The sequence below is a fragment of the Enterococcus sp. AZ128 genome (assembly GCF_051714485.1).
Taxonomy (GTDB): Bacteria; Bacillota; Bacilli; order Lactobacillales; family Enterococcaceae; genus Enterococcus_A.
Window position 1 is genome coordinate 980,412 of record NZ_JBIORZ010000001.1, and the last position, 18,275, is coordinate 998,686.

12 protein-coding genes are annotated in these 18,275 nt (G+C 38.4%); 10 read left to right on the forward strand and 2 right to left on the reverse strand.

Going from position 1 to position 18,275, the window contains the following annotated elements; genetic code table 11:
• Positions 1-56 precede the first annotated feature (56 nt).
• From uvrA to whiA, 6 genes are all read left to right on the forward strand, one after another.
• Complete coding sequence (gene uvrA, locus IGI38_RS04870) at positions 57-2,882, forward strand: excinuclease ABC subunit UvrA (RefSeq protein WP_438727350.1); 2,826 nt, start codon at positions 57-59, stop codon at positions 2,880-2,882.
• Between the two features lie 97 nt (positions 2,883-2,979).
• The gene (locus IGI38_RS04875) at positions 2,980-4,236 is read left to right on the forward strand and encodes a carboxylate--amine ligase (RefSeq protein ID WP_438727353.1); all 1,257 of its coding nucleotides are present in this window, start codon (positions 2,980-2,982) and stop codon (positions 4,234-4,236) included.
• 2 nt (positions 4,237-4,238) lie between these two features.
• Positions 4,239-4,952, forward strand: coding sequence for an amino acid racemase (locus tag IGI38_RS04880; protein WP_438727355.1), 714 nt, complete (start codon positions 4,239-4,241; stop codon positions 4,950-4,952).
• A 334-nt stretch (positions 4,953-5,286) separates the two neighbouring features.
• Complete coding sequence (rapZ, locus tag IGI38_RS04885; protein WP_438727358.1) at positions 5,287-6,174, forward strand: RNase adapter RapZ; 888 nt, start codon at positions 5,287-5,289, stop codon at positions 6,172-6,174.
• Entirely contained in the window at positions 6,171-7,169 is a 999-nt protein-coding gene (locus tag IGI38_RS04890) for a gluconeogenesis factor YvcK family protein (protein WP_438727361.1), read from the forward strand. Before rapZ ends, IGI38_RS04890 begins: the two co-directional genes overlap by 4 nt.
• Before the next feature lie 67 nt (positions 7,170-7,236).
• Positions 7,237-8,172 (forward strand): DNA-binding protein WhiA, encoded by a 936-nt coding sequence (gene whiA / locus IGI38_RS04895; RefSeq protein WP_438727363.1) that lies wholly within the window; start codon positions 7,237-7,239, stop codon positions 8,170-8,172.
• A gap of 74 nt (positions 8,173-8,246) precedes the next feature.
• Here whiA and IGI38_RS04900 read toward each other — a convergent pair whose 3' ends face one another.
• The gene (locus IGI38_RS04900) at positions 8,247-8,762 is read right to left on the reverse strand and encodes a thioredoxin domain-containing protein (RefSeq protein ID WP_438727365.1); all 516 of its coding nucleotides are present in this window, start codon (positions 8,760-8,762) and stop codon (positions 8,247-8,249) included.
• A gap of 287 nt (positions 8,763-9,049) precedes the next feature.
• On the opposite strand from IGI38_RS04900, the gene nifJ reads away from it, so the two are divergent.
• From nifJ to glmM, 4 genes are all read left to right on the forward strand, one after another.
• Complete coding sequence (nifJ, locus tag IGI38_RS04905) at positions 9,050-12,721, forward strand: pyruvate:ferredoxin (flavodoxin) oxidoreductase (RefSeq protein WP_438727367.1); 3,672 nt, start codon at positions 9,050-9,052, stop codon at positions 12,719-12,721.
• Positions 12,722-12,931: 210 nt separating this feature from the next.
• A complete protein-coding gene (gene cdaA, locus IGI38_RS04910) occupies positions 12,932-13,816 on the forward strand; it encodes a diadenylate cyclase CdaA (RefSeq protein ID WP_438727369.1) in 885 nt (294 codons plus the stop codon).
• On the forward strand, positions 13,813-14,916 hold the full coding sequence (locus IGI38_RS04915; protein WP_438727371.1) for a CdaR family protein: 1,104 nt from the start codon (positions 13,813-13,815) through the stop codon (positions 14,914-14,916). Before cdaA ends, IGI38_RS04915 begins: the two co-directional genes overlap by 4 nt.
• Positions 14,917-14,939: 23 nt before the next feature.
• Positions 14,940-16,295 carry a phosphoglucosamine mutase gene (glmM, locus tag IGI38_RS04920; protein WP_438727373.1) on the forward strand — a complete coding sequence of 452 codons (1,356 nt, stop codon included), beginning with the start codon at positions 14,940-14,942 and terminating at the stop codon, positions 16,293-16,295.
• A 120-nt stretch (positions 16,296-16,415) separates the two neighbouring features.
• On the opposite strand, the gene glmS is transcribed toward glmM, so the two are convergent.
• Positions 16,416-18,224 carry a glutamine--fructose-6-phosphate transaminase (isomerizing) gene (gene glmS, locus IGI38_RS04925; RefSeq protein WP_438727375.1) on the reverse strand — a complete coding sequence of 603 codons (1,809 nt, stop codon included), beginning with the start codon at positions 18,222-18,224 and terminating at the stop codon, positions 16,416-16,418.
• Positions 18,225-18,275 lie beyond the last annotated feature (51 nt).

The following is an 18,275-nucleotide window of genomic DNA, read 5'->3' on the forward strand; positions in this document are numbered from 1 at the left end:
TTAGTGTTGTGATTTTTAGGTAATTGATTAACAGTAAAAAGAAATAGGAGACATAAATGGCGAATGACAAGATAGTAATTCATGGAGCGCGAGCTCATAATTTGAAAAACGTAGATGTTACGATTCCCCGTGACAAAATGGTGGTTGTTACTGGGTTATCCGGTTCTGGTAAGAGTTCGCTGGCCTTCGATACTTTGTATGCGGAGGGGCAGCGTCGTTATGTGGAAAGTCTGTCTGCATATGCACGGCAATTCTTAGGTCAAATGGATAAACCCGATGTCGATAGCATCGATGGGTTAAGTCCAGCGATTTCGATCGATCAAAAAACGACGAGTAAAAATCCTCGATCAACAGTGGGGACAGTGACGGAAATCAATGATTATTTGCGGTTGTTGTATGCACGAGTGGGCCATCCAATCTGTCCAAACGATCATATTGAGATCACTTCACAGTCCGTTGAACAAATGGTTGATAAAGTTTTAGAATTACCCGAACGAACAAAAATTCAAATTCTAGCACCAGTGATTGCTAAGAAAAAAGGGCAACACAAAAAAATCTTTGAAATGATTCAACGTGAAGGTTATGTCCGCATGCGCGTTGATGGAGAATTGTACGATGTAACAGAAGCACCTGAATTAACGAAAAACAAAAAACATGACATTGAAATTATTGTTGATCGCATCGTTGTTAAAGAGGGAATCCGTTCGCGTTTATTTGATTCTTTTGAGGCCGCTTTACGGTTAGCGGAAGGATATGCGATTGTTGATGTGATCGGTGAAAAAGAAATGTTGTTTAGTGAGCATTATGCATGTCCTTATTGTGGTTTCACAGTTGGAGAACTTGAACCTCGATTATTTTCATTTAATGCGCCATTTGGTGCTTGCCCGGATTGTGATGGATTAGGTGTGAAATTGGAAGTTGATATGGACTTAGTGATTCCAGATCAAGGTAAGACATTGCGAGAAGGGGCATTAATTCCTTGGAATCCAATCAGTTCCCAATATTATCCTCAAATGCTGGAACAAGCCTGTCTGAGTTTCGGAATTGATATGGATACACCTTTTGAAGAGCTACCCGAAGAACATCAAGACATTATTCTAAATGGTTCGAAGGGTGAAAATTTTCATTTCCATTATGAAAATGATTTTGGCGGTGTTCGTGACGTTGAAGTTCCTTTCGAAGGGATTGTCAATAATATCAATCGTCGTTATGCAGAAACTAACAGTGATTTCACTCGCGATCAAATGCGTTTGTATATGACAGAATTGACCTGTCAAACGTGTCATGGGTACCGTTTGAATCCTCAAGCGTTGTCAGTTCAAATCAATGATATAAATATCGGACAAGTTAGTGAAGATTCAATTAATAGCGCGCTAGATTTTTTTGAGACGGTCGCGTTAAGTGAACAAGAAAAAATTATTGCTAAACCGATTCTGAAAGAAATCAAGGATCGTTTGAGCTTTTTACGAAATGTCGGTTTGGACTATTTGACTTTAAGCCGAGCTTCTGGGACCTTATCTGGAGGTGAGGCACAGCGCATTCGATTAGCGACTCAGATTGGATCAAATTTGTCTGGAGTTCTTTATATTTTAGACGAACCTTCGATTGGATTGCATCAGCGTGATAATGATCGTCTGATTGAATCATTGAAAAGAATGCGCGATTTAGGAAATACACTGATCGTAGTAGAGCATGATGAAGATACGATGCGTGCAGCAGACTATCTAATTGATGTTGGCCCCGGAGCTGGAGACCAAGGTGGTGAGATTGTTGCTGCAGGAACGCCGAAGCAGGTCGAAAAGAATCCGAAATCTTTGACTGGGCAGTATCTATCGGGAAAACGAGAAATCGCAGTACCGAAAGAACGTCGTAAGGGGAATGGGAAGAAAATCAAGGTTACAGGTGCTGCTGAAAATAATCTAAAAAGTATTGATGCTGAGTTTCCATTAGGAAAATTTGTCGCTGTAACAGGTGTTTCTGGATCAGGAAAATCAACTTTAGTAAATCAAATCCTAAAAAAGGCGTTAGCCCAAAAATTGAATCGAAATTCAAACAAACCTGGTAAGTTTAAAAAGATTACAGGTTACAATAATATTGAAAAATTAGTCGATATTGATCAGAGTCCTATTGGCCGGACGCCACGAAGTAATCCTGCTACTTATACAAGTGTTTTTGACGATATACGTGATTTATTTGCACAAACGAATGAGGCGAAAATTCGCGGATATAAAAAAGGGCGTTTTAGTTTTAACGTAAAAGGCGGACGTTGTGAAGCCTGCCGTGGAGATGGAATTATTAAGATAGAGATGCACTTCTTACCGGATGTTTATGTGCCGTGTGAAGTCTGTCACGGTAAACGATACAATTCTGAAACATTGGAAGTTCACTATAAAGGAAAGAATATTGCTGATATTTTAGAGATGACAGTAGAAGATGCTGTTGAGTTTTTCAAACATATTCCTAAAATTCATCGAAAACTTCAAACAATCGTGGATGTTGGCTTGGGGTATGTCACAATGGGACAACCTGCAACAACGCTTTCTGGCGGCGAAGCACAACGGATGAAACTTGCTAGTGAATTGCATAAGAATTCTAATGGTAAGAATTTCTATATCTTAGACGAACCGACTACGGGGTTGCATACAGACGATATTGCTCGTTTATTGAAAGTTCTTGAGCGATTTGTTGACGCTGGAAATACCGTTTTGGTTATTGAGCATAACTTAGACGTAATCAAATCGGCTGACTACGTTATTGATCTCGGACCAGAAGGCGGAGACGGCGGCGGAACCATTTTAGCTACAGGTACACCAGAAGAAATTGCCGAAGTAACCGAGAGTTATACCGGACATTATTTGAAACGTGTCCTAAAAAATAAATAACCGATAAAGCTTATTGCAAGTGAAGGATTGTCCTTTGCTTGCATTTTTCTTTATGGTATGATTATCAAGGATTTAGAATGAGAAGGTGTAGAATAATATGAATGAAAAACAAAAATTTGTCCCTATTTTATTAGGGAGCGATATTAATGTCTATGGTATGTCACGTTCTTTTCACGAAGCCTATGGAATTGTTTCGGAGGCTTATGCTGGATTGCAGTTGGCACCAACGAAATACAGTAAGATTGTTAATGTTCACGTTGTTCCTGGATTTGACAAAGATCCAGTATTTATCGAACAGATGCGCGAATTAGGAAAAAATACCTACAACGACCCTAATACAAAATATCTGTTAATTGCTTGTGGAGACGGATATGCCGAATTAGTCTCACAACATAAAGAGGAACTTTCAGAATGGTTTATCTGTCCGTACATCGATTTTGATTTATTGCAAAATTTAATCAGCAAAGTTAGTTTCTATGAAATTTGCGAAAAATATGATTTGCCATACCCAAATACGTTTATTATTACGAAGGACATATTGGAAGCTGGTAAATTGAAACAAGATTTGCCATTTGATTTTCCAGTAGCATTAAAACCTGCGAATAGTGTAGAGTGGTTATCTGTTGATTTTGAGGGGCGTAAAAAGGCCTTTATTTTGGATACACGAGATGAGTTTGATATAATCGTCGAACGTATCTACCAAGCTGGTTATACTAGTGAAATGATTGCGCAAGACTTTATTCCAGGCGACGACAGCAACATGCGCGTTTTGAACGCCTATGTTGATCAGAATCATCAAGTTCGTATGATGTGTTTAGGTCATCCACTGCTAGAAGACCCATCTCCTGAAGCAATTGGAAACTATGTAGCTATTATGCCTGAGTACAATGAAAAAATTTATCAAACAATCAAAGCTTTTTTAGAAAAAATTGATTATACAGGATTTGCAAATTTTGATATGAAGTATGACCCGCGTGATGGTGAATATAAATTATTTGAAATCAATTTACGTCAAGGGCGCAGCAGTTTCTTCGTTACTTTGAATGGATTTAACCTAGCTCAATACGTGACGGAAGATCGTGTTTTTGAGAAACCATTCCATGAAACGATCTATGGAAAAGCTGAATCAGCAACTTCTATGTTATGGATGGGTGTACCAAAGGGCGTTTTCGAAAAATTTGCTCGAAACAATGCAGAAAAAGAAAGAGCATTAGAAATGATCAAAAACAATCATTGGGGAACGACAGTCTTTTACAAGGAAGATATGTCTTTAATGCGTTGGGTTCTAATGAAATACATGTTCAGCAAGTATAAAGGTCGTTTTGATTTATTCTTTAAAGAGAAAGAAGGATAAGTATGGAGAATTTCTTTAGTATCCTTGGTGGCATGGGAACAATGGCGACAGAAAGCTTTATCCGAATCTTGAATCAACGAACGAAAGCTCATAATGATCAAGAATATTTGAATTATGTGATGTTCAATCATGCGACCGTTCCTGATCGAACAGCATATATATTAGATCACGAGGCAGCCAATCCGTTACCATTTTTATTAGATGATATTGAAAAACAAAATTTACTGAAACCAGACTTTATTGTGTTGACTTGTAATACTGCCCACTATTTTTTTGAGCAGCTGCAAGGAGCAACAGAAATTCCGCTGTTACACATGCCGCGCGAAGCAGTTAATGAAGTGACAAAATATCATCAGCCAGGGGAAAAGATTGCTATTTTAGCTACTGCTGGAACAATTTCTGCCAAAGTATATCAAAGCGAGCTGGAGACAAAAGGATTTGAGGTTCTTATTCCTAAGTCAGATTTACAAGATAAAATCAATCATTTGATTTATCATGACGTGAAAGAAAATGATTTTATCAATAGTGAATTATACTTGGAGATTCTTTCAGATGTCTTTGAAAAATATGGTTGTCAAAACGCTATTCTAGGTTGTACAGAACTATCTTTAGTCCAAGAATTGACGGAAGATGTAGTTTATCCAGTAATTGATGCACAATCAATTTTAGTTGATCGAACAATTGAATTAGCAGTGAAAAATAGATCTTCCAAGTAGGAGGGTCTTTTTTTTTGCAGATATCTATCTAAGTTTGCGTATGGTCTATTAGGAAAAGGTAAAGAATTACAAATAAGTAGCAAAGACACGCCTGGAGTGTTATAATTTTTAGAGATAGCGAAGGAGGCTAAAACTCAGCTTCTTTGGTATCTTTTTATTTAATAAAAAATTATCTTATAGTCAATACTAATAAAAGGTTACTACTTAGGGCTATTTAGAGTTAGCTATTTCTGTTTTGTACGGTGAGTATTTAAATAGTAGAGTAGTACACAGCTTGAAACTAAACATTATTTATTAAAGATAATTTCCTTAAATTGAGAAAGGAGTGACACAAATGACTGAAAGTTTGCATTTAGTTGTCATTACTGGTATGAGCGGTGCTGGAAAAACCGTTGCTATTCAAAGTTTTGAAGATATGGGCTATTTTTGTGTGGATAATATGCCTCCAGGACTAATCCCAAAATTTTGGGAACTGATTCGTGAGTCTGGAAAGGTAACTAGAATCGCATTAGTCGTTGACTTACGATCTCGCTCATTCTTCGAAGATATTCAAAAAATGTTAATAGAGATTGAAAATACAGGTTTCATTGATACAAGCATTCTTTTTTTAGACTGTTCTGATGGGGAACTTGTTTCACGGTATAAAGAAACACGTCGTGCGCATCCGCTTGCGATGGATGGTATGATTACGGAAGGCATACGAAAAGAACGTGCAATTTTAGAAGATTTAAAGAATCGAGCAACGTTGATGATTGATACAACAGATTTAACGCCCCGGCAATTAAGGGAAAAAATTAATCAATCATTTAAACAAAAAGATGATTTAGGTTTTCACGTTGAAGTTGTTTCCTTTGGATTTAAGTATGGCTTGCCAATTGATGCAGACGTCGTAATGGATGTTCGATTTTTACCTAACCCTCACTATATTCCGGAGTTGCGCCCGCAAACTGGATTAGATAAGCCTGTTTATGATTATGTGATGTCATTTCCTGAAACAGAAAGCTTTTATGCGAACTTTGTGCGGTTAATTATGGACATTTTGCCAGGTTATATTAAGGAGGGGAAAAGTTCACTGACGATTGCTATCGGTTGTACGGGTGGTCAACATCGTTCAGTTGCTTTGACAGAACGGGTAGGCAAAGCTATTAAAGACGCAGATTATAAAGTGAATATTACACATCGTGACAAAGATAAACGGAAAGAGACGGTGAATCGTTCATGAAAATGAAGACATACCGTATCCGCAAACCGAAAATTGTTGTAATCGGTGGCGGCACTGGACTGCCAGTCATTCTAAAAAGCTTGCGTAATCAAAGTGCAGATATTACTGCGGTTGTTACTGTAGCCGATGATGGCGGCAGCAGCGGAGAATTACGCGACTCTGTAGATATGGCTCCGCCGGGAGATTTACGAAATGTGTTAGCCTCGTTGTCTGATATGCCAAAGCTCTATGAAGATCTATTTCAATATCGTTTTCATGAGGACGATAAGTTTTTAGCGAATCACACTATTGGGAATCTTTTGATCGCTGCTCTATCAGAAATGCGTAATAGCACCTATGAAGCAATACAATTGTTATCAATGATGCTGCATGTTGATGGACATATTTATCCATCTTCAGAAACACCATTAGTTTTACATGCAGATTTTGACGATGGGACAAGTGCAGTAGGAGAATCTAAAATCGCTATCGATCGTAAGACAATTGAAAAAGTTTATGTTACAGAAAAAAATGGAGATAAAGCAGTGCATGCGGCTCGAAAAGTTGTTACTGCTATCCATGAAGCGGACATGGTTGTTTTAGGACCAGGTTCTTTGTTTACAAGTATTCTACCTAATCTGGTGATTGAGGAATTAGGTGAAGCAGTTCGTACGACTAATGCGGAAGTGGTTTATATCTGTAACATCATGACTCAAAAAGGTGAAACAGAACATTTCAGCGATGCAGATCATATTCGCGTTCTGCACAAACATCTTGGAAGTAACTTTATTGATACCGTTTTGGTCAATACAGAAAAGGTTCCTGAAGGTTATATGGATCCTGAAATCTATGATGAATATTTAGTACAAGTAACACATGATTTCAATGGTTTAAGAGATGAGGGCTGCCGAGTTGTTTCTACTGATTTTTTGAAACTGCGTGATGGTGGGGTCTTCCATGATGGCGATAAAGTTGTAGACGAATTATTCAGAATTGTTTTTGGAGCGAAAATTTAGTTATCTAAGATAAAAGTAACTTTCTCTTGAAAAGACAATTCTTTATTACGAAAAAGGAGGGCTCGTCATGTCTTTTGCAGCAGAAGTAAAAAAAGAACTAACGGGTCTGGCAGTGCAAAAGAATCTCGCGCAAGCTGAGTTAGCCGCTTTGATACGTATGAACGGCTCACTTAGCTTGAGTAATCATCAATTTGTTTTAAATGTTCAAACGGAAAATGCGGCGATTGCTCGTCGGATTTTTACTTTATTGAAGGAACATTATGGTGTGCGCAGCGAGTTGTTGGTACGTCGGAAAATGAAATTAAAGAAAAACAACGTTTATATTGTTCGGCTGAAACAAGAAACACAAAAGATATTGCTTGATTTAGATATTATGGATGGAATGATGTTCCAATCACATATCTCTAACGAAATTAAAAAATCAGATGCAAAAAAACGAGCATATCTACGCGGAGCATTTTTAGCTTCCGGCTCGGTCAATAATCCTGAAACGAGTCGATATCATTTAGAGATATCTTCAATTTATGAGGAACATAATCAAGATATTTGTGATTTATTGAATCAATTTAATCTTAATGCGCGAACATTGGAAAGACGTAACGGTTACATTACCTATTTAAAAGGTGCAGAGAAAATTGCTGACTTTTTGACACTGATTGGTGCAACGAACTCTATGTTGAAATTTGAAGATGTGCGAATCGTACGAGACATGCGTAATTCTGTTAATCGTTTGGTTAACTGCGAGACAGCTAATATGAATAAAACGATTGATGCTGCTTCGAAGCAAATTGATAATATTCATTTCATAGAGGCAACTGTTGGCTTGCAGTCTTTACCGGAAAAATTGCAAGAGATTGCAGAATTGAGGATTCAAAATCCTGAAATCAGCTTAAAAGAACTAGGTGAGATGATTCCTTCTGGCGCGATTTCTAAGTCGGGTATCAATCATCGAATTCGAAAAATCAATGATTTTGCAGATAATCTACGAAAAAAAACTGTTTAAAACTGAACCGACTTCCAGAAGCTAGCTTATTTGTCTAGCTTTTGGAGGTCGGTTTAATTTAACTGTTTTTTTATTTATTCATTGATATAAGCTCTTAATGTAATTTCATCAATTGATTCATCAAAAATATGCTCATCTAATACAATTGTCGGCACAAACTTGATATTAGCTTGTTCTGCCTCGTTACGAATCTCTCCCTGTAGGCTTTGATTTGCTTGTTGAGTAAAGTGTAACGAATTTTCTGCATACTCAGCAACTGCCTCAAGTTCAAAGTTCTGCCAAGTCTCTTGCGTTTCAAAAGCTTGTTGGATTTGAATCAAGGCCTTTTGTGGATCTGCATCAATATACTCATGCATTACATTGCCGCGTTGCAAACTAATCTTATCTTTATCTAATAATTTGATAATGCGTTGGATTTTCCCTTCAGCGACTGCTTGATTTAAAGTATCATAAGACTCTTCAAACCATTGTTTACAGTAGGGACAACGAAGGTTGATAAACTCAATCAAACGTTTTGGCGCCGCATCAGAACCAATTTTGATACCATTAAAATCATTAACTAGATTTCCCTTTATAATAGAAATATCCATGAGAGAACACGTCCTTTCTATTGCTAGTGTACAAAAGTTTTCTAAGAAAACAAACTCTTTTCATATAAATAAGTTAAAAAGACCAAAACACTTGTTTGAAATTAAGAGTGGTTAGTTTATAATGAAGCCGTTGTTATAAAGAATACAAGCTTGCTATTTCGATTTCATTATGGTTCAGGTTGAAGACACATTTTATCATGGATAAATTGAATACTATCAAGCGCTAGAACCTGAAATACTTTTCTGAAAACGAAAAGATGAAGGCTCTTATTATAAGGAGGAGAAACATGCGTAAGAAAAAAACAATGGATGGAAATACAGCAGCAGCTTATATTTCGTACGCATTCACTGAGTTAGCCGCAATTTACCCAATTACTCCTAGCTCTACTATGGCCGAGCTCGTAGACCAATGGGCTTCACAGGGAAAGAAAAATATATTCGGGCAACCTGTAACGATCACGGAGATGCAATCAGAGGCAGGAGCCGCTGGTGTAGTTCACGGTGCATTGAAAACGGGAGCTCTGACTACCACATATACCGCGTCGCAAGGATTATTATTAATGATCCCAAACATGTATAAAATTGCAGGTGAATTATTACCTGGCGTCTTTCATGTTGCTAGTCGTGCAGTTACAACAAATGCATTAAATATTTTTGGTGATCATGGAGATGTGATGGCTGCTCGACAAACTGGTTTTGCGATGTTGCAAGAAAGTAGTGTTCAAGAAGTAATGGACTTGTCTGCAGTAGCTCATTTAGCAGCTATAGAAGGTAGTCTTCCTTTTATGAACTTTTTCGACGGTTTCCGTACGAGTCACGAAATTCAAAAAGTAGAAGTATTGGACTATGAAGAATTAGCTCCATTAATCGATCATGAGAAGTTAAAAGCCTTTCGCAAACGAAGTATGAATCCGAATCACCCAACAATCAGTGGAACTAACCAAAATCCTGATGTTCATTTTCAACAACGGGAAACGATTAATCGTTATTACGATGAGTTACCCGGTATTGTGCAGAAATATATGTTCGAGATTAACAAACTTCGTGGCACCAATTATGACTTAGTCACCTATTATGGAGTAGATGATGCGGAAGAAGTTATTGTAGCGATGGGGTCTGTCGCACAAACAATTGAACAAACAGTCGATTATTTAAATGCAAACGGGCGAAAAGTTGGTTTTCTAAATATTCACTTATATCGTCCGTTTCCAACCAGTAATTTTCTAGAGAAACTTCCTGATACAATTAAATCGATTGCTGTATTAGATCGTTCAAAGGAGCCTGGTGCAGATGGTGAACCGCTTTTACTGGATGTTCAAGGGGTACTGTATGAAGCTGAAGTTCGACCTAAAATAATCGGTGGACGTTTTGGTTTAGGATCAAAAGACGTGACTCCTGATCAGATTATCGCTGTTTTTGATGAACTGATAAAAGATAAACAGGAGTCCAAGAAACGGTTTACAATTGGTATTGTAGATGATGTAACCAATATGTCGTTGGAAACAAAAGAAATTATTGACCTAACTAATCCGAATACTTTCCAAGCGAAATTCTGGGGATTTGGGTCTGATGGAACAGTTGGAGCGAATAAATCTGCTATCAAAATCATTGGCGACCACACGGATAAGTACGCGCAAGGTTACTTTAGTTATGATTCCAAAAAATCTGGTGGACTAACAGTTTCACATCTGCGTTTTGGTGACACGCCAATTCGATCCACTTATCTTGTTGAGAGTGCTGATTTTATTGCATGCCACACACCAGCTTATATCCATACTTATGATTTATTGAAAGGCTTAAAACCAGGGGGGATATTCCTAATGAATACTATGTGGAATGACACCCAAATGGATAAGCTGTTACCTGCGAAAATGAAACGTTATATCGCCGAAAATAACATCAAATTTTATACTATTAATGCTGCAAAACTGGCGATGAAGGTTGGGCTTGGTTCCCGCATCAATACGGTTATGCAAACTGCATTTTTCAGTTTAACTGGTATTATCCCGTTTAATGATGTGCTGAGTATTCTAAAAATGGAAGCAGATAAAAGTTATCGTCGTAAATCATTGGAAATTGTCGAAAAGAATATCGCGGCGATTGATCAGACGGTCGAATTATTACATCAAGTACAGATTCCTGAAAATTGGAAAAATATTGACGTACCCGTGAAAGTTCAGAAGTCTCCCGTATCTCAATATGTGGAGCAAATCGTGGAGCCGATAAATTCGCAACGTGGTAATGATCTGACTGTTAACGATCTTGTAGCAAATGGAATGACTGATGGAACAATCCCTACAGGTACGACGAAGTTCGAAAAACGCGGTGTAGCATTGGAAGTTCCTCATTGGATTAGTGACAAATGTACTATGTGTAATGAATGTTCATTCGTTTGTCCTCATGCAGCAATCCGCCCATTCTTAGCAGATGAGGAAGAGATGGAGGAGGCGCCAGAAGGATATATCGTTCGTGAAATGCGCGGAGCTGATGGCTTGAAATATCGTATTCAAGTTTCAGCTGAGGATTGTACTGGTTGCGGATTGTGTGTGGAAGCCTGCCCAGCTAAAGAAAAAGCACTAGTGATGAAACCGTATGAGGAAGAAAAAGAACAGGCTATCAACTGGGCGTTTTCTATGACTTTAAAACAAAAAGCGAATCCAGTAAAAACAAATTCTGTTCTAGGTTCGCAATTCAACCAGCCTTTGCTAGAGTTCTCAGGAGCATGCGCCGGTTGCGGAGAAACACCCTACGTGAAACTAATGACTCAAATGTTTGGTGATCGTATGATGATTGCTAATGCGACTGGATGTTCTTCGATTTGGGGTGCAGCAGCACCTGTTAGCCCGTATACAACGAACGAAAATGGACAAGGTCCTGCCTGGTCAAACTCGTTATTTGAGGACAATGCAGAGTACGGTTATGGCATGTTTCTAGCTAATCAAACACGTCGTAAAGAACTAGCTGATAAAGTGAATGATGTTTTAGATAGTGTTTCTGATGACTTGCGTGCGTTGATGGAAGACTGGATGGATCATATGTTTGAGTCAGACGGAACGCAGCAAAGAGCAACTAAATTAATTGCAGCTCTTGAAGCAGAAGGGCTAAATGACCCAAGGTTAGCGGAAATCTATGATGATCGTGATCTATTCGTCAAAATTAGCCAATGGATGTTTGGTGGAGATGGCTGGGCATATGACATTGGTTTTGGGGGAATCGATCATATCTTAGCAAGCGGTGCGGATGTGAATATCTTAGTTATGGATAATGAAGTGTATTCAAATACAGGTGGACAAACATCTAAAGCTACTCCAGCTTCAGCTATTGCAAAATTTTCCGCAGGTGGCAAGTATCAATCTAAGAAAGATTTAGGAATGATGGCGATGACTTATGGTAATGTTTATGTAGCGCAAATTGCATCAGGGGCAAATCAAATGCAAACAATTAAAGCATTGGATGAAGCGGAGAAATTCCCAGGGCCATCATTAGTGATCGCTTATACCCCATGTATCAACCATGGACTGCGCGGAGGAATGAGCAAAACGTTGCAAGAAGCCAAAGATGCGGTTAACTCTGGCTATTGGTCATTATATCGTTACAATCCAGTTCAACGTGACAGAGGTAAAAATCCGATGACATTGGATTATAAGAAACCAAATTTTGATGATATGATTAGTTTCATGAAACAACAAACACGTTTCTCGGCATTAGAAAATATCCAACCAGATGATGCGCAGCGCCTATACCAAAAAACAGTAACTGATGCGCAAGCACGTTTTTATAATTACGCGCGTATAGCGGGACAGGAAGAAAAGATTCGTGCGAAATTGGAAGGGAAAAAGGCAAATACAGAAGAAATGGCAACTGAAATAGCAGTGAAAAAAGAGCGTAAATCCGATCCAGAAGCGGAAGCACGACGCGCTACGCGCAGAGCAGCGCGCGTCGAAAAACGGAGTAAATAGCTTTGAATAAGGCATTTTTGTTAGCTTTAACATAAAATAGTAGTTATAGAAAATTTCCATAGCAAAAATTTTTTTATGAGAAATCAAATGACTATTAAACGTATGGAGTCTTAGTTTTTTTAAGGCTCCTTTTCCTTCTTAATTTTTATGCTAGACCTGTACCACTGTGGTATAATTGTAAAGAATTTTGGATAGAAAGAGAGGTTATCTATGCCTAATCGTCTAATTGAATTATTCAAACCGGAATATTGGCTTAGCTTTTTTTCTGAGAATCTTTCAACTTGGGATATCATCGTCAACCTTTTAGATATATTTGTTGTCTGGTTTTTGATTTATCGTTTGTTTGAACTCGTTCGCGGAACAAAAGCGGTCCAATTAATTAAAGGAGTAGCAATTTTTATTGGGATTCGAATTGTGGCTGAACTGATTGGCTTGCACACTTTATCATGGTTGATGAACCAAATCATCACTTATGGTGTAATTGCTGCAATCGTTATCTTTCAACCAGAGGTTCGTCGCGGACTAGAGCATTTAGGTCGCAGTTCATTCTTTAAAACAACGAAGAAAGAAGAACGGGATGATGAACGAATGATCCTAGCCTTTGACAAAGCGATTCAATACATGTCAAAAAGGAAAATCGGGGCATTAGTGACAATTCAGCGTTTCACAGGACTAGAGGAATATATTGAAACCGGAATTGATCTGGACGCGGATATCACTGGAGAGTTATTGATCAACATTTTTATACCAAATACACCATTGCATGATGGAGCAGTTATCGTTAAGAACGGAAAAATTGCAGTAGCCTCAGCGTATCTGCCGCTTTCAGACAGTATGCTGATTCCAAAGGAATTTGGAACACGTCATAGGGCGGCTGTCGGTATTAGTGAAGTCAGTGACGCCGTGACTTTTATTGTCTCTGAGGAAACAGGTGGTGTCAGTATTACGCTGAATAATGACTTTTTACATGATTTATCTCAAGAAGAGTATTTGGCCGTAATGCGTAGAGAATTGTTGCCAGATGAAAAGAATATTGGCAAAAAGAGTCTTCTGCAAACCTTTTTGGAAGGTTTGACAAAAGGAGGCCAAAAATGAGAATCAAATTTAAAAAGAGCAATATGCCTTACATGCTGATTTCTTTAGTATTTAGTTTGATCCTATTTTTTAATGTTAATAGTCAAAATTTTAGTCGCCTGATTTCTTCTGAAACTAGTTATGAGGAGTCTATTCAAAATGTTCCAATCAATGTTCTTTATGATTCGGATCAATATTTTGTTCATGGTTTTTCATCGAATGTCTCTGTTAAATTAAGTGGAGCAAATCGAATTCAATTAAATAAGGAAATTGATCCGGATACACGTGATTTTAGCGTTGTAGCAGATTTAACGAATTTAACCTCTGGAACACATGAGGTTCGTTTAAAAACTAAGAATTTATCTAGTTCGCTTTTTGCTACGATCGAACCAGAGCAAATTTCGGTAACAATCGAGAAAAAAGTGAAAAAGAAATTTGATGTTTCACCGATTTTAAGTAGTACAACAAGCAGTAACGGATTGAAAGTTGGTGAGATTTCTACACAGCCCGAAAAAGTAGAAATCACTACTGGCGAAAATACAATGAAAGAAATTGATCGCGTTGTTGCTTCGATAGATAGTAGCAAATTAACCGCAGATCAGGATAGTATTCAAGCGCCTGTTCAAGCGTTGAATGCTAGTGGTGAGGCGCTACCGATTCAATCAGATCCACAGAATGTAACTGTTAACTTTGAAATTCAAACACCAAGTAAGGAAGTGTCACTTTACCCCATCCAAGAAGGGGAACTACCTTCAACAGTGGAAAGTGTCAAAATCGATTTGAATCGTACTAAGGCAACAATTACCGGTGTTCAGTCAGTAATTGATCAAATAGACAGTATCGGCATTCCAGTCGATGTGAGTCAAATTCAAGGGACTGTCAAAAAGTTCATTGATGTACCAGTATCTGGGGATTATCAAGTGAATCCTAAAACGGTGAGTGCACAAGTAACACCGATATTTAAGAAGTCTCAAGAATCAGAAACTAGTAGTACAAACCATTCTAGTTCGTCGACAACTGAAGTTGCAGATAACTCAAGTAGAGCCTTGAATTCTTCTGAAACAAGTGCTACGCATTCAACAAGCAGTGAAGAGAAATCGACAAATCAATCAGCTAACTAGATGAAGAAGGGAAATATAATTTAATGGGTAAATATTTTGGAACAGATGGAGTACGGGGAATCGCGAATAAGGAGCTAACGCCTGAACTAGCATTTAAATTAGGCCGTTGCGGCGGTTATGTCTTAAGTCAACATCATGAAAGCGAGGAACGCCCGCGCGTACTAGTCGGACGTGATACCCGTATCTCAGGAGAATTATTAGAAACAGCTTTAATTTCTGGTTTGCTATCTGTAGGAATTGAAGTGTTTCAACTTGGCGTTATTTCAACGCCTGGTGTCGCTTATTTAACAAGATTGCAAAAAGCTTCTGCTGGGGTAATGATTTCTGCATCTCATAATCCTGCAGAAGATAATGGCATCAAGTTTTTTGGTGGAGATGGATTCAAATTAGTTGATGAACAAGAGGCTGAAATTGAAGCTTTGATTGATGCTGAAGAGGACACGCTTCCTCGTCCTTCAGCAGAAGGACTGGGAACGTTAGATGAATTCCATGAAGGTCTACTGAAATATTCACAATTTCTTGTACAAACGATCTCGGGGGATCTATCAGGTCTTACTGTTTGTGTTGATGCAGCTAATGGGGCAACGTCTACCAGTGTAAATCGTCTATTTGCAGATTTAGAAACAGATTTTTACACAATGGGAACGTCACCGAATGGTCTAAATATTAATGCAGGTGTTGGCTCTACTCATCCGGAAGAATTAGCAAAAATGGTTGTTGAAAAAGGCGCTGATGCCGGTTTAGCCTTTGATGGTGATGGCGACCGCGTTATCGCAGTTGATGAGTTAGGAAATATTGTTGACGGTGATCGCATTATGTTCATTTGTGCAAAATATTTGGCTGAACGCAAACGTTTGAAAAAAGATACGGTAGTAACTACTGTGATGAGTAACTTAGGATTTCATAAAGCGATTGAAGATATTGGTTTGGAAGATGTGATTACGCAAGTTGGTGACCGCTATGTTGTGGAAGAAATGCGTAAAAATGATTACAACCTTGGTGGTGAACAATCAGGTCATGTATTGTTCTTAGACTACAATACAACAGGTGATGGGATGTTAACGGGTGTTCAATTATTGAATATTATGAAGCAGACAGGCAAGAAGCTTTCTGAACTGGCTGGTGAGGTAACGATTTATCCACAAAAATTAGTTAATATTCGTGTTAGCGATAAATATGGTGCGATGGATGTACCTGCCATTAAACAAGCTATTGATGAGGCAGAAGCAGAAATGAATGGTCAAGGACGTATCTTGGTTCGACCTTCAGGGACTGAACCACTGCTGCGTGTGATGGCTGAAGCACCAACGAATGAAAAAGTTGACTATTATGTTGAAAAAATTGCAGCAGTTGTTCGAGAAGAAATTGGGTTAGATTAATGTAAAACAGCCGATCTTAAAAAAGGTCGGCTGTTTCTTTGTATAAAAATACCGACCAGATTTTTCCAGTCGGTACAGGAACTAACTATTGATTTGATCTCCAAAGTCGAATCCTTCTATTTATTCTACTGTGACTGATTTTGCTAAATTACGAGGTTTATCAACATCGTAGCCACGTAAGAGAGTTGCGTAATAAGCGATTAATTGTCCTGGAATTACAGAGACAAGCGGACGCAAGAACTGGTGAACGCTTGGTAAAATAATTTGATCACCGTCTTTGCTTAATTCCTCAGAGGTAATCACCAGCGTGTGAGCGCCACGGCTTTCTACCTCACGTAGATTTCCACGAGTGTGAGGGGCTGTTACTGCTTCTGTAATGATGCCGATAACAGGAGTACCATCCTCAACAAGCGCAATCGTTCCATGTTTCAGTTCGCCAGCCGCAAAACCTTCAGCTTGAATGTAAGAAATTTCTTTTAGTTTTAAAGCTACTTCCATGGAGACATAATAATCTTCAGATCGTCCGATATAGAAGGCATTGCGAGTTGTGGCTAAATATTCTTCAGCAATTTCCTCGATCATTGCTTTTTCCGCAATCATTACATCCATCGCATTCGCCGCGATCCCTAATTCTTTTGTTAAATCAAAATCTCTTGCAGCGGTTATGTTTTTAGCTTCACCAACAGCTTTTGCCAAAACAGTTAAGGCTGCAATTTGCGCTGTATATGCCTTAGTGGAAGCTACGGCGATTTCTGGACCAGCATGCAATAACATTGTAAAACTCGCCTCGCGTGACAAAGTTGAACCAGCAACGTTTGTCACAGTTAGGGATGGGTAACCCAATTCATTTGTTTTAACTAATACCTGGCGACTATCCGCTGTTTCACCACTTTGAGTCAAATAAATAAAGAAAGGTCTTTCTGAAAGTAAAGGCATGTTATAACCGAATTCACTGGATAAATGAATTTCGACAGGGATGTTAGCTAAGCCTTCAATGATTTGTTTGCTTGCCCACCCAGCATTGTTGCTTGTGCCGCATGCAACAATATAAATACGGTCACTATTCAATAAACTTTGCAACAACTCATTTTCGATCACGACGGTTCCTGTTTCATCAGTGTATTCACTGATGATCCGGCGCATCGTAGCAGGTTGTTCGTCAATTTCTTTTAGCATATAGTAAGGATAGGTTCCTTTTTCCATATCAGAAAGATCGATTTTTGCTTCGTAAGGTGCACGTTGAATCTCGCTTCCTGTTTCGTCTTCAATTTCAATTCGATTTTTAGTTACTATTACCATCTCACCATCATTGATTTCAACGAATTGATTGGTTTGTTCTAGCATTGCCATCACGTCACTGCAGACGACATTGAATCCATCGCCTAACCCAATTAATAATGGGCTTTTGTTTTTTCCGACATAAATTGTTTCACGTTCATTTTTGTCAATTAGACCAAAAGCATATGAACCATGAATTTCCTTTAGAGACTTACGAAAAGCGTCTTTTGTTGAAAGACCTTGCTTCGAGAAATATTCGATCAAGTGAACGGCTATTTCTGTATCAGTTTCACCGTAAAAAATGTCGTTTGCCAAATATTTTTCTTTCAACTCATCATAGTTTTCAATTACACCGTTGTGAACTAAAACAAAACGTTTACTTTGCGAAGTATGTGGATGTGCATTTTCTTCACTCGGCTCGCCGTGCGTTGCCCAACGAGTATGACCAATGCCAATTGATCCATGAACCTTAGGGTCAATTTTCTCTGCTAATTCTTTAATCCGACCTTGAGATTTAATCAAAAAGTCTTCATTTTGATCTGCAACGAAAATACCTGCTGAGTCATAGCCGCGATATTCCAATTTCTCCAATCCATTTACCAAAATACTTGTTGCCCGCTCATTTCCTACAATTCCTACGATTCCACACATAATGCTTTCCTACTTTCCTATTCATTATATGTTTCCGAGCTGTATGACCAT

Coding starts and splice junctions, on each gene's coding strand:
- IGI38_RS04915 (WP_438727371.1), top strand. CDS start 13,813: ATGAGAATCAAATTTAAAAAGAGCAATATGCCTTACATGCTGATTTCT.
- uvrA (WP_438727350.1), top strand. CDS start 57: ATGGCGAATGACAAGATAGTAATTCATGGAGCGCGAGCTCATAATTTG.
- IGI38_RS04880 (WP_438727355.1), top strand. CDS start 4,239: ATGGAGAATTTCTTTAGTATCCTTGGTGGCATGGGAACAATGGCGACA.
- IGI38_RS04875 (WP_438727353.1), top strand. CDS start 2,980: ATGAATGAAAAACAAAAATTTGTCCCTATTTTATTAGGGAGCGATATT.
- glmS (WP_438727375.1), bottom strand. CDS start 18,224: ATGTGTGGAATCGTAGGAATTGTAGGAAATGAGCGGGCAACAAGTATT.
- IGI38_RS04890 (WP_438727361.1), top strand. CDS start 6,171: ATGAAAATGAAGACATACCGTATCCGCAAACCGAAAATTGTTGTAATC.
- IGI38_RS04900 (WP_438727365.1), bottom strand. CDS start 8,762: ATGGATATTTCTATTATAAAGGGAAATCTAGTTAATGATTTTAATGGT.
- nifJ (WP_438727367.1), top strand. CDS start 9,050: ATGCGTAAGAAAAAAACAATGGATGGAAATACAGCAGCAGCTTATATT.
- glmM (WP_438727373.1), top strand. CDS start 14,940: ATGGGTAAATATTTTGGAACAGATGGAGTACGGGGAATCGCGAATAAG.
- cdaA (WP_438727369.1), top strand. CDS start 12,932: ATGCCTAATCGTCTAATTGAATTATTCAAACCGGAATATTGGCTTAGC.
- rapZ (WP_438727358.1), top strand. CDS start 5,287: ATGACTGAAAGTTTGCATTTAGTTGTCATTACTGGTATGAGCGGTGCT.
- whiA (WP_438727363.1), top strand. CDS start 7,237: ATGTCTTTTGCAGCAGAAGTAAAAAAAGAACTAACGGGTCTGGCAGTG.